Origin of the sequence: Streptomyces iakyrus, from assembly GCF_000717055.1 — a bacterium.
Lineage (GTDB): Bacteria > Actinomycetota > Actinomycetes > Streptomycetales > Streptomycetaceae > Streptomyces > Streptomyces iakyrus.
Genome location: NZ_JNXI01000043.1, coordinates 1 through 24,972, shown reverse-complemented (window position 1 = coordinate 24,972; position 24,972 = coordinate 1). Strand labels below are relative to the sequence as shown.

At 70.5% G+C, this 24,972-nt stretch carries 19 protein-coding genes; 11 read left to right on the top strand and 8 right to left on the bottom strand.

Annotated features, from left to right (window positions below):
• The first annotated feature begins 26 nt into the window (after nucleotides 1–26).
• Nucleotides 27–1,136 (top strand): ABC transporter substrate-binding protein, encoded by a 1,110-nt coding sequence (locus OO68_RS40265; RefSeq protein ID WP_033314460.1) that lies wholly within the window; start codon nucleotides 27–29, stop codon nucleotides 1,134–1,136.
• Between the two features lie 76 nt (nucleotides 1,137–1,212).
• On the opposite strand, the gene OO68_RS40260 is transcribed toward OO68_RS40265, so the two are convergent.
• Complete coding sequence (locus OO68_RS40260) at nucleotides 1,213–2,340, bottom strand: PP2C family protein-serine/threonine phosphatase (protein WP_033314453.1); 1,128 nt, start codon at nucleotides 2,338–2,340, stop codon at nucleotides 1,213–1,215.
• A gap of 235 nt (nucleotides 2,341–2,575) precedes the next feature.
• Here OO68_RS40260 and OO68_RS40255 point away from each other — a divergent pair, with 235 nt between their 5' ends.
• On the top strand, nucleotides 2,576–5,245 hold the full coding sequence (locus OO68_RS40255) for a SpoIIE family protein phosphatase (RefSeq protein ID WP_209442679.1): 2,670 nt from the start codon (nucleotides 2,576–2,578) through the stop codon (nucleotides 5,243–5,245).
• A 57-nt stretch (nucleotides 5,246–5,302) separates the two neighbouring features.
• On the opposite strand, the gene OO68_RS40250 is transcribed toward OO68_RS40255, so the two are convergent.
• Nucleotides 5,303–6,256 (bottom strand): LysR family transcriptional regulator, encoded by a 954-nt coding sequence (locus tag OO68_RS40250; RefSeq protein WP_033314451.1) that lies wholly within the window; start codon nucleotides 6,254–6,256, stop codon nucleotides 5,303–5,305.
• Nucleotides 6,257–6,426: 170 nt separating this feature from the next.
• On the opposite strand from OO68_RS40250, the gene OO68_RS40245 reads away from it, so the two are divergent.
• The 8 genes from OO68_RS40245 to OO68_RS40210 all read left to right on the top strand — a co-directional run bounded on the left by OO68_RS40245 (nucleotide 6,427) and on the right by OO68_RS40210 (nucleotide 16,841).
• Nucleotides 6,427–7,572 carry a PrpF domain-containing protein gene (locus OO68_RS40245; protein ID WP_033314450.1) on the top strand — a complete coding sequence of 382 codons (1,146 nt, stop codon included), beginning with the start codon at nucleotides 6,427–6,429 and terminating at the stop codon, nucleotides 7,570–7,572.
• 102 nt (nucleotides 7,573–7,674) lie between these two features.
• On the top strand, nucleotides 7,675–8,928 hold the full coding sequence (locus OO68_RS40240) for an SLC13 family permease (protein ID WP_245237419.1): 1,254 nt from the start codon (nucleotides 7,675–7,677) through the stop codon (nucleotides 8,926–8,928).
• Between the two features lie 179 nt (nucleotides 8,929–9,107).
• A complete protein-coding gene (locus tag OO68_RS40235) occupies nucleotides 9,108–9,791 on the top strand; it encodes a class I SAM-dependent DNA methyltransferase (protein WP_033314448.1) in 684 nt (227 codons plus the stop codon).
• A gap of 139 nt (nucleotides 9,792–9,930) precedes the next feature.
• Nucleotides 9,931–11,631: a SpoIIE family protein phosphatase gene (locus OO68_RS40230; protein WP_033314459.1), complete on the top strand. Its 1,701-nt coding sequence runs from the start codon at nucleotides 9,931–9,933 to the stop codon at nucleotides 11,629–11,631.
• A gap of 85 nt (nucleotides 11,632–11,716) precedes the next feature.
• Complete coding sequence (locus OO68_RS40225) at nucleotides 11,717–12,289, top strand: PadR family transcriptional regulator (protein ID WP_033314447.1); 573 nt, start codon at nucleotides 11,717–11,719, stop codon at nucleotides 12,287–12,289.
• A gap of 94 nt (nucleotides 12,290–12,383) precedes the next feature.
• Nucleotides 12,384–14,108 (top strand): acyl-CoA dehydrogenase family protein, encoded by a 1,725-nt coding sequence (locus OO68_RS40220; RefSeq protein WP_033314446.1) that lies wholly within the window; start codon nucleotides 12,384–12,386, stop codon nucleotides 14,106–14,108.
• Nucleotides 14,109–14,329: 221 nt separating this feature from the next.
• Nucleotides 14,330–15,418 (top strand): homoserine dehydrogenase, encoded by a 1,089-nt coding sequence (locus tag OO68_RS40215; protein WP_033314445.1) that lies wholly within the window; start codon nucleotides 14,330–14,332, stop codon nucleotides 15,416–15,418.
• Nucleotides 15,411–16,841, top strand: coding sequence for an aldehyde dehydrogenase family protein (locus OO68_RS40210; protein ID WP_106974542.1), 1,431 nt, complete (start codon nucleotides 15,411–15,413; stop codon nucleotides 16,839–16,841). The genes OO68_RS40215 and OO68_RS40210 overlap by 8 nt, the downstream gene beginning before the upstream one ends.
• Before the next feature lie 95 nt (nucleotides 16,842–16,936).
• Here the strand turns inward: OO68_RS40210 and OO68_RS40205 are convergent, their stop codons facing one another.
• From OO68_RS40205 to OO68_RS40180, 5 genes are all read right to left on the bottom strand, one after another.
• Complete coding sequence (locus OO68_RS40205) at nucleotides 16,937–17,371, bottom strand: Lrp/AsnC family transcriptional regulator (RefSeq protein WP_033314444.1); 435 nt, start codon at nucleotides 17,369–17,371, stop codon at nucleotides 16,937–16,939.
• Nucleotides 17,372–17,663: 292 nt separating this feature from the next.
• Nucleotides 17,664–18,803, bottom strand: coding sequence for an N-methyl-L-tryptophan oxidase (solA, locus tag OO68_RS40195; protein ID WP_033314442.1), 1,140 nt, complete (start codon nucleotides 18,801–18,803; stop codon nucleotides 17,664–17,666).
• A gap of 285 nt (nucleotides 18,804–19,088) precedes the next feature.
• Nucleotides 19,089–19,748 carry a HisA/HisF-related TIM barrel protein gene (locus tag OO68_RS40190; RefSeq protein WP_033314441.1) on the bottom strand — a complete coding sequence of 220 codons (660 nt, stop codon included), beginning with the start codon at nucleotides 19,746–19,748 and terminating at the stop codon, nucleotides 19,089–19,091.
• 41 nt (nucleotides 19,749–19,789) lie between these two features.
• On the bottom strand, nucleotides 19,790–20,779 hold the full coding sequence (pdxA, locus tag OO68_RS40185; RefSeq protein ID WP_033314440.1) for a 4-hydroxythreonine-4-phosphate dehydrogenase PdxA: 990 nt from the start codon (nucleotides 20,777–20,779) through the stop codon (nucleotides 19,790–19,792).
• Nucleotides 20,776–21,975, bottom strand: a complete 1,200-nt coding sequence (locus OO68_RS40180) for a four-carbon acid sugar kinase family protein (RefSeq protein ID WP_051815003.1) — start codon at nucleotides 21,973–21,975, stop codon at nucleotides 20,776–20,778. The genes pdxA and OO68_RS40180 overlap by 4 nt, the downstream gene beginning before the upstream one ends.
• Before the next feature lie 110 nt (nucleotides 21,976–22,085).
• Here OO68_RS40180 and OO68_RS40175 point away from each other — a divergent pair, with 110 nt between their 5' ends.
• Nucleotides 22,086–22,988, top strand: coding sequence for a LysR substrate-binding domain-containing protein (locus tag OO68_RS40175; protein WP_051815002.1), 903 nt, complete (start codon nucleotides 22,086–22,088; stop codon nucleotides 22,986–22,988).
• A gap of 342 nt (nucleotides 22,989–23,330) precedes the next feature.
• Here OO68_RS40175 and OO68_RS40170 read toward each other — a convergent pair whose 3' ends face one another.
• Entirely contained in the window at nucleotides 23,331–24,815 is a 1,485-nt protein-coding gene (locus OO68_RS40170; protein ID WP_033314439.1) for an NAD-dependent succinate-semialdehyde dehydrogenase, read from the bottom strand.
• Nucleotides 24,816–24,972: the final 157 nt, after the last annotated feature.

Here is a 24,972-nt window from a genome sequence, read left to right as displayed (position 1 = left end):
ACGAGTTCCCGACGCGGCGGGACGACATGCACCCGTACGACCGGGCCCTGCCCCTGGGTGATCCCGGCGAGTCCGTCCGGATCGGCGCCCTCGCCCCGCTGACCCGGCCCGGCTGGGTCCAGGCGGGCCGACACCTGCTCGCCGGGCTGGAAGCGGCCGTTCGCGACGTCAATGACGGCGGCGGAATCGCCGGGACGCCGCTCGAACTCGTCGTCCGGGACACCGCGGCCGATCCGCGCAGGGCCGAGGCGGCCGTCGAGGAACTGGCCCGCCTTGGTGTGACGGCCCTGGCGGGCGAGTATCACAGTGTCGTCGCGCGCGCCGCCGCCACCCGGGCCGACGCCCTCGGCCTGCCGTTCCTCTGCTCGTCGGCGGTTCTCGACGCGCTCACCGACCGGCCGACGGACCGGGTCGCACGCCTCTGCCCGCCGCAGTCCCGCGGCTGGCAGGCCTACGCGGACTTCCTCCTCGGCGCGGGCCGCGACCGGATCGCCGTGGCGGCCGAGCCGAGTCTCTACTGGGCGTCCGGGACCCGCCTTCTGCGGGAGTACGTCACTCCACGCGGCGGCAGCGTCGTCGAACTCGACGCGCGCGCCCTGTCCCCCGCGTCCGTGTGCGACGCGCTGGCCGACCAGCGCGTGACAGCCCTCCTCGTACTGGCCGGCCTTCCGGATCCGGCGGTGCCGATCGTGAGATCCGTCCGCCGCGACCGGCGCCTCGCCGAGCTCATGATCGGTGCTCCGGCCGGGCAGCCCGAGTTCGCCGAGTGGGCGGCGCTGCTGGGCCCCGACGGAGCCGGGATCCCGTTCCTGCGCTACCTCCCCGAGCGGCTCACCCCCCTCGGTGAGCGCGTCGAGGCGGCCCTGCGCGAGCAGGTGGCCGAAGCGCCCTCCTTCGTCGCCTTCGAGGGCTACGACACGGTCGCCCTCCTCGCCGAGGTGCTGCGTGCCCACGGCACGGACCGGTCGCGCATCGCGGCAGCCTGGCCGCGTACCGCAGCCGACGGCACGCGTGGGCGGATCCGGCTCTCCCGCGTGCCGGGTAGCGATGTGTGGCAGTGGGCCGGCGCCCCGGTCCAGGTCGTCGACCGGGACCCGCGGCATCCCGACCGACTGCGAGTCCTGCACACGGGCTGAGCCGCGTCCGGGCATCCCGGTCCGGTGCTCCCGGGATCTCCGGCACCGCAGGAGGTCCTCCGCCCGGCACCGGGATTCAGTCGTCGGTGCCGAGGACTTCCCTGTCCTGTGCGGTGGTGTGCCTGAGCGCGAGGGCCGCGATGTCGTCGCCGAGCCTTCCGCCGCTGTGCCGGAGCAGATCCGCGTGCAGCCGGTCGAGCAGCTCGCGGGGGTGTTCCGTGTCCTGCCGCCGCATCCAGTCCGGCAGGGGGAAGAACCGGCCGGTGTGGTCCCGGGTCTCGGATACGCCATCCGTGTAGAGCAGCAACTGATCGCCCGGGGCGAAGGGGACGATGTCGACCCAGTAGCGGTCGCCGATGAGCGCTGCGAGGTTGAGGGGCGGGGAGGGGATGGCGGGCTCCAGGATCCGGACCTTCCCGCAGTGCGCGATGAGCGGCGGGGGATGCCCGCAGTTGAGAATCAGCAGACGGTCGCCGCCGTGCGGGATCTCGGCGAGGAGGGCCGTGGCAAAGTGCTCGGGCTGGTCCTGGACGGGGAATGCGGCGCTGTGGCGCGTGACGGTGGTCTCCAGGCGGTGGACGATGCCCCGCAGGTCGGGCTCGTCGTAGGCGGCCTCCCGGAAGCAGCTGATCACCGCCGAGGCCGCTCCCACCGCGGACAGGCCTTTGCCTCGTACGTCGCCTATGAGCAGCCTGACCCCGTGCGGTGTACCGATCGCCTCGTAGAAGTCGCCGCCGATCCTCGCCTGTTCCTGGGCCGCCAGATACAGCGATTCGATCTCGATGCCCTCGATGCGGCGCGGCAGGGGGCGCAGCAGCACCTTCTGGGCTGCGTCGGCGACGAGGCGGACCTGGAAGAGGGTCTCCTCCCGCTGATGCCGGACATGACTGCCGTACGCGGCCGCCAGGGTGACGGCGATGATCGCGGCCGACGTGTACTGGGTCCCCAGATCGGTGTGGAAGAAGCTGAGGACGATCATGAGCACGAAGCAGAACGCCCCCAGCACCACCGTGGGGAGCACGGGCCACATCGCGGCCGCCAGGGCCGGCGCCGCGGGCAGAAGGCGACTGAAGGCGATCTCCCTCGGTGTGGAGAACGCCAGGCCGGCGATGAGAACGGTCAGGACCAGGGGCGACAGCCTGGCGGCTTCCCATCGGCCGCTGTAGGCGGGGCGACGGCGCCACAGCCGTGCAGACGAGATCACAAAAAGCATCATATCGACCTAATCGGACACGGGGCGCGGAAGGATCATGCGCCCTGCGCGAGATTGCGCGGCTGACGGCCCTGTCCACAGGGGCACGGGCCTGCCCGGAGAGGTCGCGGGCCTGCCCGGAGGGGCCGCGACCGCGCGACCGCGCGGCCGCTCAGACGCCCGAGGCCAGCCGGGCACGGTCGGGCGCGCCCTGGCCACTCGGGATCACTGGTGTTAAAAAGGTCGCATGGCGAGTCTTTTCGCCCGTTTTCCACGCCTGTCGGTGAAGCGCCTGGTCAGCAAGAGCACGCGGAGCGTAGCCGGGCAGGTGTTGGTTTTCCAGGTGGCCCTGGTGGTGCTGCTCGTGGCCTGCGGTGTCTTCGCCCTCATCCTTCAGTCGGAGCGGGACACCAGCGCCGAGGCACGGCGCCGCTCCACGGCCGTGGCGCAGACCTTCGCGCACTCACCGGGTGTGCGTGCGGCCTTGCGGACCCCCGACCCCAGCAAGATCCTCCAGCCGCTCACCGAAGCGGCACGCCGGGCCGCCGACGTCGACTTCATCGTGGTCATGGACACCGAGGGCATCCGCTACACGCACCCCTTGCCGGACCGCATCGGAAAGCGGTTCGTGGGCGAGATCGGACCGTCGCTGGCGGGGAAGGTCTACGTGGAGAGCGTCGACGGCCCGCTCGGTCGCGAGGTGCAGGCCACGGTGCCGGTCAAGGGCGGCGGCAGCGAGGTCGTCGGGCTCGTGTCGGCCGGGATGAAGGTCGAGAACGTCGAGAGTCAGCTGACCCGGCAACTGCCGATCATCCTGGGCGCCGGGGCCGGAGCGCTCCTGTTGTCCATCGGCGTGACCGTACTGCTGGGCAGGCGGCTGCGGCGGCAGACACACAGCCTGGCCCCGGACGAGATGGCCCTGATGTACGAGCACCACGACACGGTGCTCCACTCCGTTCGCGAAGGGGTGCTGATCGTGGCCGCCGACGGGCGGCTGATGCTGGCGAACGACGAGGCCAGACGGCTGCTGGAGCTGCCCGCGGACATCGAGGGGCGGCTCGTCCCGGAACTGCCGGGACTCGATCCCGAGCTGAAGGAGCTGCTCGCCTCCGGGCGCGAGGCAACCGACGAGGTGCACCTCTCGGGAGAGCGGCTGATCGCGGTCAACCAGCGGCCCACGGGTCGCGCGGGCGGCCCCCGGGAAACGGTGGTGACCCTGCGCGACTCCACCGAGCTGCAGGCGGTGACGGGCCGGGCCGAGGTGGCACGGGAGCGGCTCAGGCTGCTGTACGACGCCGGACTCCACATCGGTACCACCCTGGACGTGCTGCGCACCGCCGACGAGTTGGCGCGGGTCCCCATCCCCCGCTTCGCGGACTTCGTCACCGTGGACCTGGCCGACGCCGTCCTGCACGGAGAGGAGCCGGCCCCCACGGGGACGGACATGCGACGCGCGGCCGTGTCCGGCATCGTGGACGATCATCCGCTCACCGAACAGGGCCGGCTGTTCGACTACCTTCCCTCCACGCCCCAGGCGCGCGGCTACGGCAGCGGCCGCTCCCAGCTGGTGAGCGATCTGCCCTCCGCCACGAGCTGGCGCGTACAGGACCCGGACCGGGCCAGGGCGATCATCGACCACGGCATCCACTCCCTGATCACCGCCCCCATCCAGGCCCGTGGTGTCGTACTGGGCATGGCCAGCTTCTGGCGCACGCGGCAGCACGAGCCCTTCAACGAGGAGGACGTGTCCCTGGCGGAGGAGCTGGTGGCCCGTGCCGCGATCAGCATCGACAATGCCCGCCGCTACACCCGCGAGCACGCCCTGGCGGTCACCCTCCAGCGCAGCCTGCTGCCGCAGGCCATGCCCGAGCAGAACGCGCTCGACATCGCCTACCGCTACCTTCCCGCCCAGTCGGGCGTGGGCGGGGACTGGTTCGACGTGATCCCCATGCCGGGCAGCCGGGTGGCACTGGCCGTCGGCGACGTGGTCGGTCACGGCCTCCACGCCGCCGCCACGATGGGGCGGCTGCGTACCGCGGTGCACAACTTCTCCGCCCTGGATCTGCCACCGGACGAGCTGCTCAGCCATCTGGACGACCTGGTCGGAAGCATCGACCAGAACGAGACGGCGCAGAGCGCGGCGGGCGTCGTGGGCGCCACCTGCCTGTACGGGATCTACGACCCCGTCACGCGCCGCTACGTGATGGCGCGTGCGGGGCATCTCGCGCCGGCGCTGGTCCAGCCCGACGGGAGCGTCACTTTCCCGGACGTGCCCGCCGGCCCGCCCCTGGGCCTCGGCGGTATGCCGTTCCAGACCGCGGAGCTGTGCCTCGCCGAGGGCACCCAGCTCGTCCTGTACACCGACGGCCTCATCGAGGACCGCAGGCGCGACCTGGACGTGGGAATGGGGCTGCTGCGCGATGCGCTCACCGGCCACCCCGGCCGGCCGCCCGAGGAGACCTGCCAGGACGTGCTGGACCGCGTGCTCCCCGAGCGTCCCAAGGACGACGTCGCCCTGCTCGTCGCCCGCACGCGGCAGCTGCCGCCCGACCGGATCGCCGACTGGGACGTACCACCGGACCCCGCCGCCGTCGCGGGTATGCGCGACGCCGTGTCCCGGAGACTCGAAGAGTGGGGCCTGTCGGAGCTCGGCTTCACCATGGAGCTCATCCTCAGCGAGCTCATCACCAACGCCATCCGCTACGGCTCCGGGCCGATCCACGTGCGGCTGATCCGCGACCGTACGCTGATCTGCGAAGTGGCCGACGGCAGCAGTACCTCACCGCATCTGCGGTACGCCGCGTCGACGGACGAGGGTGGCCGGGGCCTGTTCCTGGTGTCGCAGATGGCCGAGCGCTGGGGCACCCGGTACACCCCGCAGGGCAAGGTGATCTGGGCCGAACAGGCCCTGCCCTAGGTGATCCTGCGGCCCGCCAGGGACGCGGCCGAGGCGGACATGCGCCGCTGCGTGTCCTCAGCCGCGCCGTACCGCACCGAGCTGGGCCCGGTCCAGGCCGGGGGCGGTGAACCGCTGGGCCACCGTGCGCAGGACGCGGGCCATCGCCTGGGCGGGCGGGGTGGCGGGGCGGGACGTGGCGCGGGCCAGGAGGATACGGCGGGTGGGGGCCGGTACATCGGAGGCGAAGGGCAGGAGCCGTACGTCGCTGCGGCGGCTGGTGAGGGCCAGGCGCGGGGCGAGGGCGATGCCGAGCCCGGCGGCCACCATGGCCTGGGCCTCCTGGTAGTCGTGCGAGGAGTAGGCGATGTGCGGCTCGAAGCCCGCCCGGCGACAGCTCCGGCGCAGGACGTCGGCGACGGGGTGGTTGTCGGCCCGGATGATCCACTCCTGGTCGGCGAGGTCGCCGAGGCGCACCGAGGGACGGCTGCGCAGGGGTGAGTCGGCGGGAACGACCAGCACCGTGGGGTCGTCCAGGAGGTGGGTGAGGGTGAGCGCCGGATCGTCGAGGCGGTTCCACTCGTAGTCCCAGAGCAGCCCCTGCTCCACCTCGCCGGTGTGCAGCATTTCCCGGAGCTCGGCGAGGACCCCGGCGCGTACCTCGATACGGATGCCGGTGTGACGGCGACGGAAGCGGGTGAGCGCGAGCGGCAGCAGCGACGCGCTCGCCGTGGGGAAGGAACCCAGCCGCAACGTGCCCTGGTCGAGGGCCGTGAAGGAGTCCAAGTCGGCTTGTGCTGCGCGCAGTTCACGGCGGATCGCCTGACCGCGCCCGGCCAGGGCGGCACCCGCCGGGGTGGGGCGGATCCCGCGTGGCAGCCGCTCGATCAGGGGCTGCCCGGCCTCCTGCTCCAGCAGGGACATCTGCTGGGAGGCGGCGGAGGTGGTCATGCCCAGCGCCTCGGCCGCGGCGGTGAGCGACCCGCGTTCGGTGGCCTCGGTGAGCAGCAGCAGTCGGCGCACGTTCAGCATGCCTGTGACTTTAGCTGAGCTGAACCCAGGTGAAGCGAACTGCGATTGTTCCGAAGTCAGGCCTCTGCGAAGGTCTCCGCAATCGCCGAGCGGTTCACCGGCCCGCGATGCGCCCGCGACCACCGCCTCGGCCCTTCCCCTCCCCTCGTCGATCAAGGAAGAGCTCAGACGTGCACATTCCCGCGACCCTGGTACGTGGCGGCACCAGCAAGTGCTGGCTGTTCAACCAGGTCGACGTCCCCGCCGGCCGTGGCGAACTGGAGAGGCTGCTGGTCTCCGCGTACGGCGCCACCGATCCCGTGGAACTGGACGGCGTGGGCGGGGCGACCCCGACCACCTCGAAAGCGGCGGTGGTCGGTGCCTCCCCCGAACCCGGCGTGGACGTGGACTACCTCTTCGCCCAGGTCGGAATCGGTACGGGCTCGGTCGAGTGGACGAGCAACTGCGGCAACTGCGCGACAGGCGTGGCCCTGTACGCGGTCGCCAAGGGCATGGTGGCCATCACCGGCGACCGGACCCGTGTGGTGCTGCGCAACACCAACACCGGCGCGGTCCTCGAAGGGCTGGTGGACACCACCGGTGGCGTCGTCCACCACTTCGGCCACCAGACCGTACCCGGCACCCGTGCCGGCGGGGTCGCCGTCGGCCTCACCTTCCGCGATCCGGCCGGCGGCACCACCGGTTCACTGCTCCCCACCGGGCAGGCCGCGCAGGACCTGCCGGTCGCTGCCGCCGAGCCGGTACGGGTGAGCATGGTGGATGCCGGAGCACCCGTCGTCCTCATCGACGCCCTCGGCTCCGGACGCACCGGCGCCGAGCCACTGGAGCGGATGGGCGCGGACGTGCCCTGGCTGCGCACTGTGCGGCATACCGCCGCGCCGCTGATGGGGCTGCTCAAGCCGGGCGAAGAACCCGGTGACGCGGTGCCCAAGGTGGGCCTGGCGGGCCCGCCGGTGCCGTACACGACCACCCTCGGCGAGCAGGTCGCGGCCGAAAACTACGACATCTCGGTGCGCATGCTCAGCATGAACGCCCCGCACCCCGCGATCGGTTTGACCTCCGCCGTCGCCGTAGCGGCTGCCGGCCTCGTCGAGGGCTCCGTGGTCTGCCGGACCGCGGGCGGCCCGACCGAGGAGTGGCTGCGTCTCGGCACACCCGCCGGCATCGTCGCGGTCCGGTGCACCGACGTACGGGACGGCCTGCCGCGGCGGGTCACCGTGCAACGCGCGGCACGGCTGCTCGCCGACGCCCGCATCTACGTCCCGGAATCAGGCCGCGTCCACGCCCCGGAGGCAGGCCGCACGCGAGCCGCCTGACCCGGGGCGGACCTCACCTCGGTCGGCCGGTCCCCCAGCCGGCCGCACCGGGACACCCTCGCGCCCCCGGGGCGCCCCTCCCCCATCGCACCAAGGACAAAGATGTCTGCTGAAGTGATCTCCATAGGCGCGCTGCTGGTGATGTTCGTGGTCGGCACGATGCTGCCGATCAACCTGGGCATCCTCGCCTTCGTCGCCACCTTCGCCGTCGGCACCGCCTCGCTCGGCCTCACCGAGGACGAGATCTTCGAGGGGTTCCCGGCGAAGCTCTTCGTCACCATCGTCGGAGTCACCTACCTGTTCTCCGTCGCCCGCCGCAACGGCACCATCGACCGGCTCGTCGCGGCCGGGGTACGGCTGGTGCGCGGCAAGGTCGCGCTCATCCCCTGGGTGCTGTTCCTGGTGGCCGCCCTGCTCACGGCGTTCGGCACCTTCACTCCCGCCGCCGTCGCGATCCTCGCGCCGATCGGCATGAACTTCGCCTACCGCTACAAGCTCAACCCGCTGGTCGTCGGCATGATGGTGATCAGCGGCGGACACGCGGGCGCGTTCTCCCCGCTCGCCGTCTCCGGTGCGCTGGTGCTCGGCCTGGTCGACAAGACCGAACTGCACGTCTCCGCGGTGACGTTGTTCAGTGCCAGCTTCCTGATCAACCTGGTGCTCTCGGCACTCACGTACGTGCTGCTCGCCAAGCGCCCCGCCCCGCTGGCCGAAGGCTCCGCGATGGCGGCCGAGGGCGAGGACCTCGCCGTGTCCGGCAGGCCCGACTGGCGCCAGTGGCTCACCCTGGCCTGCCTGGTGGCGCTCGTGGTCGGAGCTCTCGGCTTCCATCTGGAGATCGGCTTCCTGGCCCTCGCGGCCGGCGCCCTGCTGGCCCTGGTGGACATGAAGCGCCAGGAGAAGGCCGTGGACGGCGTCAGCTGGTCCACCCTGCTGCTGGTCGCGGGCATGATGACCTACATCGCCATGCTGGAGAAGGCCGGCATCATCGAGAACATCTCCGAGCACGCGGCGGGCCTGGGCGCACCGGTCGCCGTCGCCCTGCTGCTGTGCTTCACCGTGGCCATCACGTCCGCCTTCGCCTCCTCCACCGCGATCCTCACCGCGATCATCCCCATCGCCGTACCGCTGCTGCTCTCCAGCCACCTGAGCGCCGCCGGGCTGATCGCCGCCCTCGCCGTCTCCACGACGATCGTCGACACCTCGCCCTTCTCCACCAACGGCGCACTCGTGCTCAGCAACGCCCGCGGGGTGGACCCCCGCCTCTTCTACCGCCAAGTCATCGGCTACACCGGCGGAATCGTCGCCATCGGCCCGGTCGTAGCATGGGGCGCGCTGGTCCTGCCCTGGTCATAGGGAAGGACCCATCGACTCCCCCTGAGCTGCGTCTCGGTCAGGCGGCGGGGGAATGCCTTCGACGTCTGCCACCACACGGCGTTGCGCAAGGGATACCGTGCGCATGCGGGATGTCGACCCGGGCCCGATGGGGGAGGATATATGCGAAAACTACGCAGGATGAGCAAGGGGGAACGCCTGTGAGCAGCAGCCCTCCCGGCAAGCTGGGCTACGAGGACGCACTGCCTGACCGCACCGGCCAGGCCGAGGCCTTCGACGCCATCGGCGACCACTACGACGAGGCCTTTCCGCACAAAGAAGGGCAGGTCGGGGCCACCGAGTGGCTCGTGGACCGGCTGCCGGCCGGGTCCCGCGTGCTGGACCTGGGATGCGGCACCGGGCTCCCGACCGCCCGACGGCTCGCGGAGGCGGGCTTCGAGGTCGTCGGCGTCGACCTGTCAGGCGGAATGGTCGCCCTGGCCCGCAAGCACGTGCCCGACGGCACGTTCCACCAGGTGGACATCGCTGATCTGCGGCCGGGAGGACCCTGCGACCTCGGCCGGTTCGACGCGGTGGCCGCCTTCTTCTCCCTGCTCATGCTGCCGCGCCAGGAGATCCCCCTCGCACTGCGGACCGTCCGCCATCTCCTGGTGCCGGACGGACTGTTCGTGCTGTCGATGGTGGAGGCAGACGTGGACGACTTCTCGATCCCGTTCCTCGGACGGACCATCCGGGTGTCCGGGTACCTGCGGGACGAGCTGAGGGAGACCGTCGAGGCGACCGGCTTCGAGATCGTCGAGGAGAACTCCTACACCTACGCACCCGCGAGCGCCGACGTACCGCCGGAGGTGCAGATCTTCCTGCGCTGCAGGCGGCGCGACTGACAGCTCCCCCTCCGCCCGCACCGGCGGGGAACACCCAGACGGAAGCGACGCTTTGACGAAGCACCTGGGAGCTCATGAACACCCCGGCCGACAGGCCAGGGCGAGCGGGCATGTCACGCCACCGCGTCGGCCACAGCTCCTGGGACCGCAGACCGACCGGCTCCGCTACCTCGACGAGGCGACGCGCCGGATCGCCCGCGGCATCGGTCTCGACGAGACATTGCACGAACTGTGCCGGGCGGCCGTGCCGGCCTTCGCCGACACGGCCTTCGTCCACCTGTCCGATCCGCTGCCGGTCGGGGACGAAGGTCCCGGCTCCCCCGCCGTGCTGCGGCTGCACAGCACGGACCGGGCGCCGCCGAGGGGTCCGGCCTCCCGGGGGTCCGGTCCCTCTCCGGAGACCTCGGCCGCCGTGCGACCGGCGGACGTCGTACGCCCGGCCGCCGACGGCCGGCTGGCCGAGCTGCTGCAAGCCGGTCGGCCCGTGTCGGCAGACGCCCCAGGAGTCGCTCCCGCCCTGACCGAATTGCTGGGACCGGTGCAGGATCCCCGAGCGGCGCAACCCGGACCCCGGCTGATCATCGCCCCGCTGCACGGCCGCCGCCACGTCGTGGGCAGCGTCGTCCTCATCCGCTACGCCGACCGGCCCGCCTTCACCGACGACGACCTGCTCGTCGCATCCCAGCTCGCCACCCACACCGCACTCGGCGTCGACAAGGCCGCGCTCTACCTCCGTGAGACATCGGTCGCCGCCGCGCTGCAGCGCACGATGCTCCCTCCGGCCCTGCCCCAGCCGACCGGAGTCCGGCTGGCGAGCCGATACCTGCCCGCCTCGCGGGCTTCCCAGGTGGGCGGTGACTGGTACGACGCGATCCCCCTGCCCGGCAACCGTGTCGCACTGGTGATCGGCGACGTCATGGGCCATTCCCTGACGTCGGCCGCCATCATGGGCCAGCTGCGCACCATCGTGCAGACCCTGGCCGGACTCGACCTGCCTCCCGACGAGGTCCTGCACCACCTCGACGAACAGGCGGAGCGGCTGGGCAGCGAGCACATGGCGACCTGCCTGTACGCGATGTACGACCCGGTACTGCACCGGCTGCTGATCGCCAACGCCGGTCACCCACCCCCGGTGCTCCTCCACACGGACGGCCGGGAGGAGATACTGCCGGTCCCGCCCGGGGCACCGATCGGCGTCGGCAGCGGCGTCTTCGAGTCCACCGAGACGCACGCGCCGGCCGGAGCGACTCTGCTGCTGTACACCGACGGGCTCGTCGAGTCCCGCGACTCGGACGTGCTGACCGGCGTGAAGCGGTTGTGCGCACACCTGCGCGGTGCCCCTGCCGGTTGGGAACCCCCCGCCCTGGAAGTGCTGTGCGACCAGGCACTCGCCTCGCTGGGCACGCGCGACCGGGACGACGACATCGCGCTGCTCGCGGCCCGGTTCGAGGGCATTCTGCCCGAGGCGGTGGCGTACTGGTACATGGCTCCACGGCCGCAGACCGCCGGGCAGGCACGTCGGCTGGCGCGAAGGACCCTGCACCACTGGGGCCTCGACGCCCTCGTGGAGCCGGCCGAACTGCTGGTCAGCGAGGTGGTGGCGAACGCCGTACGCTTCGCGTCCCGGCCGATCACCCTGCGCCTGCTCCGCACGGACGTACTCCGCTGCGAAGTGGGCGACGACTCGCCGCAGGTGCCGAGGATGCGGCACGCCAGGCTGAGCGACGAGGGTGGCCGCGGACTGTTCCTGGTCGACCAGCTGGCGGAGCGCTGGGGGGCGACCAGGGTGAGCACGGGCAAGGTCGTCTGGTTCGAGCAGGCGCTGCCCGGCCGGGAATGACAAGGAGCAGGTGCGGGCGTGAGCCGTGTCGCATCGACATGGGTCAGACTTGCTATGCAACAAGTTGCATAGCACGATCGTCGTCATGGCGCTCGAACACGCGATCCTGGTGTCGCTCTTGGAGAAGCCGGGATCCGGCTATGAGCTGGCCCGGCGTTTCGATCGGTTCATCGGGTACTTCTGGACCGCGACCCACCAGCAGATCTACCGCGTACTGAAGCGCATGGAGAACGACGGCTGGGTCGAAGCCCGGGACGTCCCGCAGCAGCGGCGGCCGGACAAGAAGGAGTACTCCGTCGCCGATCTCGGCCGGGCCGCGCTGTCCTCGTGGTTGCACGATCCGATCGAGCCGGAGAGCGTCCGACACGACCTGGCGGTGAAGATCCGGGGCGCGGCCTTCGACGACCCGGCTGCCCTGATCCGCGAGGTGGAGCGGCACCGGCAGGCGCATCGGGACCGGCTGGCGCACTATCTGGCAGGCGAGGAGCGGGACTTCACGGGGGCCGCGGCGGGCGCCGCCGTTCCGGAAGCGCCGCCGGACGCGGAGCGGGAGCTCCAGCACGTCGTACTGCGCGGCGGCATCGCGTACGAGCGGATGATGATCGGCTGGCTGGACGACGTGCTCGCCACGCTGGCCCGCTTCGGCCCGGGCCACTGACCGCGCTCCACTGCACCGGCCGCGACTGCTCCGCCGCTCCGGCCGCCATACCTCTCGATTGCCACCCGTCCACCAACCGATTGGGGTCCTCACCATGGCTGACCGACTGCTCTTCAACCCGCGCACCTACGACCCCGCGCACTTCGACCCCGAGACACGCCGCTTGCTGCGTGCCACCGTCGACTGGTTCGAGGAGCGCGGGAAGCGGCAGCTCATCGAGGACTACCGGACCCGCGCTTGGCTGGGTGACTTCCTCGCCTTCGCCGCGAAGGAGGGCCTGTTCGCCACCTTCCTGACGCCGTCGTCCAGTGCCGGGGAGGGGGAGCCGGACAAGCGGTGGGACACCGCCCGTATCGCCGCGCTCAACGAGATCCTCGGCTTCTACGGCCTGGACTACTGGTATGCCTGGCAGGTCACCATCCTCGGCCTCGGCCCGGTCTGGCAGAGCGACAACGCCGCCGCCCGCGCCCGTGCCGCGGAACTCCTCGCGCAGGGAGAGGTGTTCGCGTTCGGCCTGTCCGAGAAGGCCCACGGCGCCGACATCTACTCCACCGACATGCTGCTCGAACCCGACGGCGACGGCGGCTTCCGCGCCACCGGCTCCAAGTACTACATCGGCAACGGCAACGCAGCCGGACTCGTCTCCGTCTTCGGCCGCCGTACCGACGTCGAGGGCCCCGACGGCTATGTGTTCTTCGCCGCCGACAGCCGTCATCCGGCCTACCACCTGGTCAAGAACGTCGTCGACTCGTCCAAGTTCGTCAGCGAGTTCCGCCTGGAGGACTATCCCGTAACGTCCGACGACGTCCTGCACACCGGCCGCGCGGCCTTCGACGCCGCCCTCAACACGGTCAACGTCGGCAAGTTCAACCTGTGCACCGCCTCGATCGGCATCTGCGAACACGCGATGTACGAGGCCGTCACCCACGCGAGCAACCGCGTCCTCTACGGCCGCCCCGTCACCGCCTTCCCGCACGTGCGGCGCGAGCTGACCGACGCGTACGTCAGGCTCGTCGGCATGAAGCTGTTCAGCGACCGCGCTGTCGACTACTTCCGCTCCGCCGGTCCGGACGACCGCCGCTACCTGCTCTTCAACCCGATGACGAAGATGAAGGTGACCACGGAGGGCGAGAAGGTCATCGACCTGATGTGGGACGTCATCGCCGCCAAGGGCTTCGAGAAGGACAACTACTTCAGCCAGGCGGCCGTGGAGATCCGCGGCCTGCCCAAGCTGGAGGGCACGGTCCACGTCAACCTGGCACTGATCCTGAAGTTCATGCGCAACCATCTCCTCGACCCGGCCGAGTACCCGAGTGTGCCGACCCGTCTCGACGCGGCCGACGACGACTTCCTGTTCCGGCAGGGACCGGCCCGAGGCCTGGGCTCGGTGCGCTTCCACGACTGGCGCCCGGCCTTCGAGACGTACGCACACCTGCCCAACGTCGCTCGTCTGCGCCAACAGGCCGAGGCACTCTGTGAGTTCGTCGCCACAGCAGCCCCCGACGCGGAGCAGAGCCGCGACCTCGACCTCGTCCTCTCGATCGGCCAGCTCTTCGCCCTCGTCGTGCACGGGCAGCTCGTCCTGGAGCAGGCCGCGCTGACCGGACTCGACGAGGACGTACTCGACGAACTCTTCGCCGTGCTCATACGGGACTTCTCCGGGCACGCCGTCGAACTGCACGGCAAGGACTCGGCGACCGAGCAGCAGCAGGAGTGGGCGCTGGCCTCGGTCCGGCGGCCGGTCGTCGACGAGGCGCGCACGGAGCGAGTCTGGCAGCGGGTCGAGGCGCTGTCCGGCACGTACGAGATGGCCCCGTAGGGGCGCCGTATCCAACCACCGGTGGCCGGGCCGCGGCCCGGCCACCGGTTCCCTGCTCGAACGACCCGCGTCCCACCGGGCCGTTGATGGGCGAATCGTCATCGAAACCGTGCAGATCGGCATGCCGTGTGGCCGTTGCGGCATGGAGCAGGTGACAGGCGCAGGAACCAAGCTCTGCCCAGCCGCACCGTGAAGGCGGCGGACTGTGAAGGAGCGAACTCATGGGCCGATACGATCTCGCCCTCATCGGATTCGGCGGCGTCAATCGCGCGCTGGCCGAACTCATATCCCAGAGCGGGGACCGCCTGGCGAAGGAGCTGGGCTTCGCCCTGCGGGTGGTGGCGATCACCGATCTGCGGGCCGGTTCCCTGGTGGACACCGACGGCATCGATCTGGCGCCGCTGCTGGCCGCCGAGCTCGGGGAGCTGAGCTTCGCGGGCCTGGCCGGCGGCAGCGCGGATCCGCACAACGAGTGGGTGATCCGCGAGGTGCCGGCCGACATCGTCGTGGAGGCGACGTTCACCAACCCCACCGACGGAGAGCCCGCCCTCTCCCACGTGCGCTGGGCCCTGGAATCGGGCAAGCACGTGTGCACCACCAACAAGGGACCGGTCGCACTCGCCGGCCACGCACTGAAGCAGCTGGCCGCCGAGCGTGGTGTCAGCTTCGAGTTCGAGGGCTCGGTCCTCAGCGGCACCCCCATCCTGCGCACCGCCGAGCGCATGTTCGGCGGCCTGGAGATCACCGGCGTCCAAGGCATCATGAACGGCACCTCGAACTACATCCTCGGCCGCCTCGAAGAGGGCATCGAACTGCCGGCCGCCATCGCCGAAGCCCAGAACCTCGGGTACGCCGAAGCCGACCCCACCGCCGACATCGAGGGCCACGACGTCCAGCTCAAGGTCATGATCCTGGCCAACGAGATCCTCGGCGCGGACCTCCGCCGCGAGGACGTCTTCTGCGAGGGCATCCCGGCGATCACACCGAACGAGGTGCGGGACGCCGCCTGCAAGGGGCTGCGCTGGAAGCTGGTCGGCTCCGCCACCCGCCACGAGGACGGCAGCGTCGATGCCCGCGTCGCTCCGCTCGCGCTGCCGGCACACCACCCACTGGCGGGGATCTCCGGCCCCCTCAACGCGGTCGCCTTCCACACCGACCTCCTCGGTAGCGTCACGGTGTCCGGGCCGGGCGCCGGCCGCATCGAGACCGCTTACGCCCTGCTGTCGGACATCATCGCCATCCACCAGCGCCACGCCGACGACGACACCGCCCCGACGCGCCCCGTTCTCCAGGAGACTCACCGTGTCTGAGACCATCGTGGCCGCCGGCGTCGAACTGGGCGCCGACACGGCGCCCGTGCACAACCCCTACACCGGCGAGGTCATCGCCTCGGTGCCCACCGTCGACGTGAGCGCCGTCGGCGGCATCCTGCAGCAGGCCAGGTGCGGGCGCCGCACCGCGGCCGCGCTCTCCCGCGCCTCCAGGGCCGCGGTCCTGGAACGCGCCGCCCACCTGGTCGAGCGGCGGGCGGAGTCCTTCGCCCGACTGATCGTCAGTGTGGCCGGCAAGACCATCGTCCAGGCCCGCAAGGAAGTCGCCCGCGCGGTCAACACCCTGTCCCTGTCCGGCGCGGAGGCACGGCGCAACGCCGGCGAGGTCATCCCCTTCGACTCCTATGAGGGCTCGGAGAAACGGCTGGGCTGGTTCACCCGCGAACCGCTGGGCATCATCGCCGCCATCACCCCGTTCAACGACCCCCTCAACCTGGGCGCCCACAAGCTCGGCCCGGCCATCGCCGGCGGCAACGCGGTCATCCTCAAACCGTCCGTGCTGACACCGCTGTCCGCGCTGCGCCTGGTCGACACCCTCATCGAGGCCGGCCTGCCCGAGGAGATCGTCACGGTCGTCAACGGCGATGCCGGCATCGCTGCCGCGATCGTGGCCGCCCCCGACGTTCGCATGGTGTCCTTCACCGGCGGATTCGCCACCGGCGAGGCCATCTCCCGCACGGCCGGCCTGAAGAAGCTCGCCATGGACCTCGGCGGCAACGCCCCGGTCATCGTCATGGACGACGCAGACCTGGACGAGGCCGTGGTCTCGTGCGTCTCCGGCGCGTTCTGGGCCGCGGGCCAGAACTGCATCGGCACCCAGCGGATCCTCATCGCGGCCGAGGTCTACGAGCGCTTCCGCGACGCCTTCGTCGCCCGCACCAGGCTGCTGCGCGTCGGCGACCCGCTCGACGAGCGCACCGACGTAGGCCCCATGATCACCCAGGAGGCCGCGGCCGCCACCCGGGCCAAGGTCGACACGGCGGTGGCCCAGGGCGCGGTATTGCTGTGCGGCAACGACGCCACCGGCTCCCTGTACACGCCGACCGTCCTGGAAGACGTCCCCGCGACCTGCTCGATCTGGCAGGAGGAGGTGTTCGCCCCGGTCGTCGTACTGCAGCCGTTCACGTCCTTCGAAGACGCCATCGAACAGGCCAACGCCATCGACTACAGCCTCCACGCCGGCATCTTCACCTCGCGCCTGGACCGCGCCCTGACCGCGGCCCGGCTGCTGGAGGCCGGCGGAGTGATGATCAACGACTCGTCCGACTACCGCTTCGACGCCATGCCGTTCGGCGGGTACAAGTACGGCAGCATGGGCCGCGAAGGCGTGCGCTTCGCCTTCGAGGAGATGACCCAGCCCAAGGTCGTCTGCGTCAACCACATCAGCGAAGTGGTCCAGTGACCGCCTTCCGCGCCGAGCGCGAACCCCTGGTACGACCAGTGACCGGGAAGGACGCCGGGATGCGCTGCTCATCCCGGCTCCGCCGAACCCCGCTCTCAGCGACGGCGGTTGACGACGGTGGACAAGGTGAGCGCGGTGACCGTGTCCCGTACACCGGGCATCTGGGCGATGTCCTCCCGGATGCCCCGTACGCGTTCCAGCGAGGCCGCCTCCAGGCGCACCATGATGTCGAAGTCGCCGCTGAGGATCTCGCAGATCACGACCTCAGGGATGCACTTGAGCGCGGCCAGGACATCGCCGCCACGCATACGGTCCTGGCGGTGGACGAGTACGAGCGCCGAGACGACGTCCCCGGTGTCGTAGCCCGCGCGGACGATGGTGTAACCGGCGATGTGGCCTTGACGCTCCAGACGTTCGACGCGCTGGCGCACCGCGTTGCGGGACAGCAGCACCTTGCCGGCCAGCTCGGAGTGCGAAACGCGGGCGTTGCGGGTCAGCTCCGCGATGATCTTCTCGTCGATGGCGTCCACTGTGGACCTCCGGGGCGTGCTCGTCGGTGTGCTTCTCCACGCGGCCAGGCAGAGTGTGCGGCGTCGCCGAGCAGGTGCGCGACGAAGTGGGTTCTCGGTTCAGGTGTGGGGGATGGCCTTGACCCTCGCCCCCAGTTGTTCGTCGGTGGCCAGTCGGTGGCAGACGAAGTCGAGCAGACGCTGGTCGACTCCGCCGCTGTGGAGATCCACATAGGCGTCGACGCCGTCGATCAGGTACTCGGACAGCCAGGCCGCCGTCGGGTCGGTGGGGCCACTGTCCTCGTCACCCTGCTCAGGCCGCGGTGCGGCCGTTCGTGGTGATGAAGTCGATCGGCTGGGGGGTGCGGCCCTGAAGGGCGAGGTCCGCGGCGATGTCGCCCATGGCGGGCGAGATCTTGAAGCCTTGGCCGGAGAAGCCGGCCAGCAGGATGATGTCGTCACAGCCCGGCAGGGGGCCGACGAGCGGGCGGGTGCTGTCGGTGTAGCCCTCCATGAAGACGGACAGGCGCACCGGGTCGGGGTTCAGGCCGGGCAGGTGGCGTCGCACCGCCGTGGTGAAGGTCTCCAGTTCCTCCGGTGCGACGGTCCGGTTCAGCCGGTTGGGATCGTCCACGAGCTTGTGGTGCGGCTGGGGCAGCCCCAGCTTGACGGCCAGGCCGTCCGGGGACGGGATGCCGTAGAAGGGGGTGTCGCCGCAGCGGATGAAGGCAGGACGCTCGGCGTCTGCCGGGTGCTCCTGGTGGGGCAGGAACCAGGCGCTGATCGTGCGGTAGATGCTCACGGCCCACGGCAGGTCGGGCAACAGGTCGCCCACCCAGGGACCGGGGGTGACGACGGCGGCGTCGAAGCGCTCAATGGCGGTGTCGGTGCGGATCTCCACTCCTCCCCCGGCGACCGGGGTGACTTCCCGCACCGGCGTGTAGCGGCGGATCCGGGCCCCTAGCTCCTCGGCGCGCCGGGCCGCTGTCTGGACCGTCAGCTCGGGGCGGACGAACCCCGCGTGGGAGTCGAGGATGACCAGGTCGCCGTCGTCGACGCGGAACTGCGGGAAACGCTTCGTCATCGCCTCGGTGTCGATCACCTCGTGTTCGAGGCCGTGCTCGGCGATGCCGTCCATGACGGTACGCATCTCGGGGTCATCGGCCGGCCCCATGACCAGGGCTCCGGTCAGACGGCGCAGTTCCCGCCCGGTCTCCGCCTGCAACTGCTTCCAGAGCGCGTCGGCGTGCCGGACGAGCGGCACATAGCGGCCGTCGTGGGTCTGCACGCTGCGGAAGACCCGGGTCTCGCCGCCTGCGGCACTGCGGTCGTGACCGGGCGCGAACCGGTCGTAGCCGACGACCTCGGCACCCCGGGCGGCCAGCCTCCAGGCGGCCTGGCTGCCCATCGTTCCCACGCCGACAACCGCGACGCGCTTCCCCGCAGCTGACACAGGGCTTTCCTTTCGTATCGCCGGGCCGCAAGCTGGGCCCGAGCGTGAGGATGCTTTGTGGCGACCTGGAGAGGACGGCCCCTAGGGGTCCGATTGCTCACATTTCGTCCCGCGTTGGGACTCTCACCCAGTCTCACTATTCCACATTGTGGCATATTGTGCTATTATCTGGCACAGAGAATTGCAGGAGCTCAGGGCGGAGTCAATAGGCCCGAAACGGTGACGACTCCTCGCACGCAAGGAGCGCTCCTCGCCGCCCACCTCGCAGGTTCGCGGAGGTTGCCGCTACAGCCCCACCACAGGGGCCAGTTGCGAGCGCAGGGCGCCGGCGTGGGGCTGCAACGAGCCGTCGAAGGCGGCGGATCCGATGGTGAAGGCGTCGGCCCCTGCTGATGCGAGCGCCTGTATCTGGTCGGTGCTGGTGATCGAGCCGGCGACGACCAGACGGCCGGTGGTGGCGGCACGGGCGGCGCGGACCAGGTCGAGAGGGTCGGCATCGGTGGCGCGGTACGCGAGGAGATCGACGCCGGCGCAGCCCGCGGCCTCCGCTCGTCGGCAGTCGTCGGCGATGCGGTCAGGGCCGCCGGCGAGGCGGGTGGGGTGCCCCAGGGGTTCTCCGGCGAAGGGCAGGTAGCCGACGGAGGTGCCGCGCAGGAGGTGGAGAGTCTCCCCGATCCAGGTGCCGCCCATCAGCCAGTCGACGCCGAGTTCGGTGGCCGTCCGTACCGAGGCAAGGGCTTGGTCCCGGTGGGTGCTGACGACTTCGAGGTAAGTGGTGGCGCCCATGTTCCTGATGCGGTCGTGGAGTTGGGCGAGGGTGTCGGGATCGACGCCGATGTCCTTGAATCCGATGTGGGTGATGCCGAGGTCCTCGATGGTGTCGAGGACTTCGAGGCAGTCGGTGACAGTGCGGTCGTCGCGGGTGAGCATGAAGATGAAGTCCATGGTGTCCTTCTGTCTTTGCCGGACTGATGTGGGTCGGTGGGTCAGGGGCGGTCCGGTGACTCTGAGGACAGCCGGTCGGCGTGGGTCAGGGCGGCGAGCAGGCTGGTGTGGTCGGCCGTGCCGAGACCGGCGATGTCGAAGGCGGTGCCGTGATCGACGCTGGTGCGGACGAAGGGCAGGCCGATGGTGATGTTGACGCCGTGTTCGATCCCGAGGTACTTGACGGGGATGAGGCCCTGGTCGTGGTACTGGGCGACCACGGCGTCGAAGGCTCCGGCGCGGGCTCGCATGAAGACGGTGTCGGCGGGCCAGGGCCCGCTGGCCTGGATGCCTTCGCTCTGCGCGCTCTGGATGGCGGGGGTGATGATGTCCAGGTCCTCACGCCCGAACAGGCCGTTCTCCCCGGCGTGGGGGTTGAGGCCTGCGACGGCGATGCGGGGGGCGCGCAGGCCGCCGCGCTGGAGTGTGCGGTGGGTGAGACGGATGATGTCGAGCACGCGCGGGGTGGTGATCGCGTCGATCGCGGTGCGCAGTGACTGGTGCACGGTGACCAGGACGATCCGCAGTTCGTCGGTGGCCATCATCATCGCGTAGTCCGTGGTGCCGGACAGGTCGGCGAGGATCTCGGTGTGCCCGGGGTACGGGACGCCGGAGATGCGCAGTGCTTCCTTGTTGATCGGCGCGGTCACCAGAGCGCGTACCTCGTGGGCCATCGCGAGCTGGATACCGCGGCGGACGTACTGGAAGGACGCCGCTCCGGCCCGGGCGTCGAGGGTGCCCCAGGGCAGGTCGGCCGGAAGGCCGTTCTCGGCGAGGACGTCCACCGTGCCGGGTACGAACTTCGCCTGGTCTACCGATGAGATGGGGCGGAGTGCGAGGTGGGTGTCGGCGATCTTGTCGGCGCGGGCGAGGACATCCATGTCGCCGATGACGACGACGGGCACGGTGCGCCGGGCATCGGCGCACGCCTTGACGGTGATCTCAGGGCCGATTCCGCAGGGGTCGCCCATGGTGATGGCGATCGGGGTCATGCGTGCTCTCCGGGGTCGAGGCGCTGTCGAATGAGGTGACACAGGCGCAGGAGCACGGCGTCGTCGCCGAAGCCTCCTGCCTTGATCAGCACAGGAAGGGGGAGTCGTCCGGTGAGAGATCCGCGGACGACGCCGGGTTCGGGCTCGTCGAGCAGGTCGATGCCGGTGGCGCCGAGGGGCTGGAGCACGGTGGTGGCTGTTTCTCCCCCGGTGACGACGAGTGCGTCGACCGTGTGGTCCTCGGCCAGCGCCCGGACGACTGCTGCCTGAGAGCGGGCCAGTACTTGCGCGGTCTGTGGTGTGTGGCGTTCATCGGGTGTCTGTAGCGTGAGCACGGGAGCCGTCAGGCCTCGCAGCGTTTTCACGGCCGGGGCCGGATCAACGCCGACGGTGACACCCTGGACGTCCACCCTGGTGTGCAGCTCGGCCAACTGCCGTCGGGTCGCCGGGTTGGTGCTGCCGACCACGATCAGCGGACGTCGGACCGGCCGCGGGGTGGGCAGTGACGCGGTCCTGTCCGTAGCACGTGCACACCTGCGGGCCAGAGCAGCCGCCAGACCTGGGGAGCCGACCCACAACACTTCGTCGAGTCGCGGGACCGCCGCCACCAGACGGTCCAGGTCGACGTCTTCGGCGGCGGAGTAGACGATCAGGCCGCCGTCACCGATCAGTTCGGGCAGCTCGGCGGCCCGGTCCGGCCGACCGAGAACGGCCTCCGGGAACAGCACGGCGAGATCCGAGCACCGCACGGGGTGCACCGGGTCGTTGGCATAGTCGCTCTCGTGAACCGGTACGCCCCACACGCACTGGACGCCCTCCACCGTCACTCTGCCCTCCGCGGGGAAGGCCGGAGCGATGACGACGGCCCGCCTCCGCGATCCCGCCCTTGCGGCCCGGACCTCTGCCGCGACATGACCGCGCAGGGTGGAGTCCACCGTCTTGAAGAGCAACTCCGAGCCGGCGAACAGGCGGGCCGCCCGCCACGTACGCGCAGCGGCAGCCTCCTCGTCCAGCGACCGGCTTCCAAGGTCAACGGCACTCACGCCCACGGCGTGCCGCGGCACTCCTTCCGTGGTGGTGAGCAGGATCCGGGCCTCGTGACCTGCCTGGCGGAACGGTGCGGCACCGTCCCCGGCGCTGGTGAGGTCATCCGCCAGGATGGCGATCCCCTGCCGCACGTGGTCGCGGAATGTCATGCCCCACCTCTCCGTCAGTCACCCTCATCTGTGACCAGATCAATGGTCGTCGAGGTGAAGGAGCAGGACAAACGATTCGTTCTCACAGGACCTGTGAGTAGAGTTCACGCATGCGATGGTCGGCCCTTCCCCCTCTGAACACGCTGCTGCCCTTCGAGGCGACCGTCCGGCACGCGAGCATGACCGCTGCCGCGAAGGAACTGCACGTCACGCACGGCGCGGTGAGCCGACAGATCCAGAACCTTGAACGGTGCCTCGGAATATCGCTGTTCGAGCGACAGACGCGCGCCCTGCGCCCGACCCCGCAGGCTCGCCAGCTGGCGGCCGTCGTCCGGGACGCACTCGATCAGGTCGATGCGGCAGCCCGGCAGATCTCACACCGCACACCCGCAGGACCACTCACCCTCTCGTGTGAGCCCACACTTCTGATGCGGTGGCTCATTCCCCGGCTCCCGGATCTGGCCGTGAACGTGCCGGACGTCGCCGTCCACCTGTCCGCCGGCGGCGGCCCCGTCTTCTTCGAGCGGCACGACATCGATCTCGCGATCCGCCGAGACGACTTCCCGTTCCCCGAAGAGGCGAGCAGGACCCGCTTGTTCGCAGAGCGGATCGGACCGGTCTGCCGGCCCGATCTCGCGACCCATCTGACCGGCACCGTCGGCGTAGCGCAGGTAAACCTTCTGCACACCGATACACGGCCGCAGGCGTGGGACGACTGGCGACGTATCACCGGCATGAAAGCAGAGCCCGCCTCCCAGCAGACCCTGGAACACTTCTACCTGACCCTCCAGGCCGCCGCGGCCGGCGTCGGTGTCGCCATCGCCCCGTATGCCGTCGCACGCGACGACCTGGAGCGTGGGCAACTCGTCGCACCCTTCGGTTTCGTCCCCGACGGCACCAGCTACCACCTCCTCAGCCGTCGATCACCCGAGCAGAACGGACGTGTCCGCCGGCTGACGGCATGGCTGCGGGCCCAGACGAGCCGGCTCGAAAACGATTCCGCACCAGTGTGACCACTGGACCCATCGCACCTTCATCCTGCTGGACGACGGCGGCGGGCTGGCGACCGAGTCGACACGGGTGCGGGGCCGTCCACGGCCTCACCAGGATGGCCGCGAAGAACGGGCAACCTCGACACCACGCCGTTGAGCGGCTGATCGGCATCTGGGAGTTGTCCTCCCAGATGCTCCGTATGCGTCCCAGTGACGCCCCTTCGCCAAGGCCGCCGCAGGAGACCGGCGGCCATCAGGGCGGACTTGGCCGCGCCGCCAGTGCACGTCGAGGAGAGATCGTCACCGCGATCACCGCGTTGCCCGGCCCGGACGCGGGTGAGCCACGCGCTCGTGTCCGCTTGCTCAGCTGTGAAAGCCGGGCAGTGACAGGTACTTGAGCTGCTGGTACTCGTGTAGGCCTTCCGGCCCGCCCTCACGGCCCAGTCCGGACTGCTTGACCCCGCCGAAGGGCGCCGCGACCTCGGAGACCAGCCCGCGATTGACGCCGACCATTCCGGCTTGCAGACGGGCGGCGACTCGGCGAGCGCGGTCGATGTGGGAGGTCATCACGTACGACGCCAGGCCGTGCTCGGTGTTGTTGGCAACCGACATGGCTTCGGCCTCGGTGGAGAACCGGTGGATGGCGGCGACAGGTCCGAAGACCTCCTCGCGCATGATCGCGGCGTCGGCGGGGACGTGGTCCAGCACGGTCGGGGCGGCGTAGTGGCCCGGCCCGTCGGGGATGTCCGCCTGGCCGACGACGACGGCACCGCGGGCCACGGCGTCCTCGACGAGGTGGCGGACCTTGTCCACCGCGCGGTGGTCGGCCAGCGGGCCGAGTTCGGTGTCCTCCCGGTCCGGGGCACCCACCCGGATGGCGGCGATCCGTTCGCCCAGCGCGGCGGCGAACGCGTCGGCGATTCCCTCCTGGACCAGGAACCGGTTCGCGCCGACACAGGACTGTCCGCCCAGCCGCATCTTCGCGATCATCGCTTCGCGGACCGCGAGGTCGAGGTCGGCGTCGTCGAAGACCAGGAACGGCGCGTTGCCGCCCAGCTCCATCGACGTGCGCAGCACCCGGGCGCCGCTCTGCTGAAGCAGCAGCCTGCCGACCGGGGTGGACCCGGTGAAGGACAGCTTGCGCAGGCGGGGATCGGCCAGCAGCGCCGTACTGACCGCTGCCGCGTCGCTGCTGGTGATCACGGTCAGGACACCAGGGGGTGCGCCCGCCTCACGGGCCAGCTCGCCCAGCACCAGGGAGGACAGCGGGGTGAGAGCGGCCGGCTTGAGCACGGCGGTGCAGCCGGCGGCGAGGGCGGCAGCGGCCTTGCGGGCAGCCATGGCCAGCGGCACGTTCCAAGGGGTGATCAGCAGGCAGGGCCCGACCGGTTCGGCGACGGTGACGATGTGACTCCTGCCGTCCGGGGAGGGTGTGCTGCGGCCGTGCGGGCGGACCGCTTCCTCTGCGTACCAGCGGAAATACGCTGCGGCGTAGTCGGCCTCGCCCCGCGCTTCGGTGATGGTCTTGCCGATCTCCAGGGTGATGATCTGGGCCAGACGCTCACGGTGTTCGGTCAGGGAGTCGGTGAGCCGGTGCAAGACTCTCGCGCGGTCCCGGGGGCTGGTGAGGGCCCACTGGTCGGCGGCCGCGGCCGCCGCGTCCAGTGCCTTCACCGCGTCCTGTGCGCCGCAGTCGGCGACGGTGGCGATGACTTTCTCGGTCGCGGGGTTGCGCACCTCGAAGGTGCGGCCACCGGTGGCTGGTTGCCAGTCGTGGGCGAGGAAGCCACGGGGGACGGATTCCAGGACTTCCGCCTCCCCAGAGGGGACGGTGAGCGTGTCAGTCATGCGCGTGGCTCTTTCGCTGATCGAAGGCTGGTGTTGAGCGGGCACGATCGGTGGGTGGTCATACGGCTTCGCCTCCGGGGTTGGCGACGCCGACCGTGTTCTCCACCGACAGCAGGGAGTCCTGTCGTCCGGAGCCGAGCCAGCGCACCAGGGCGAC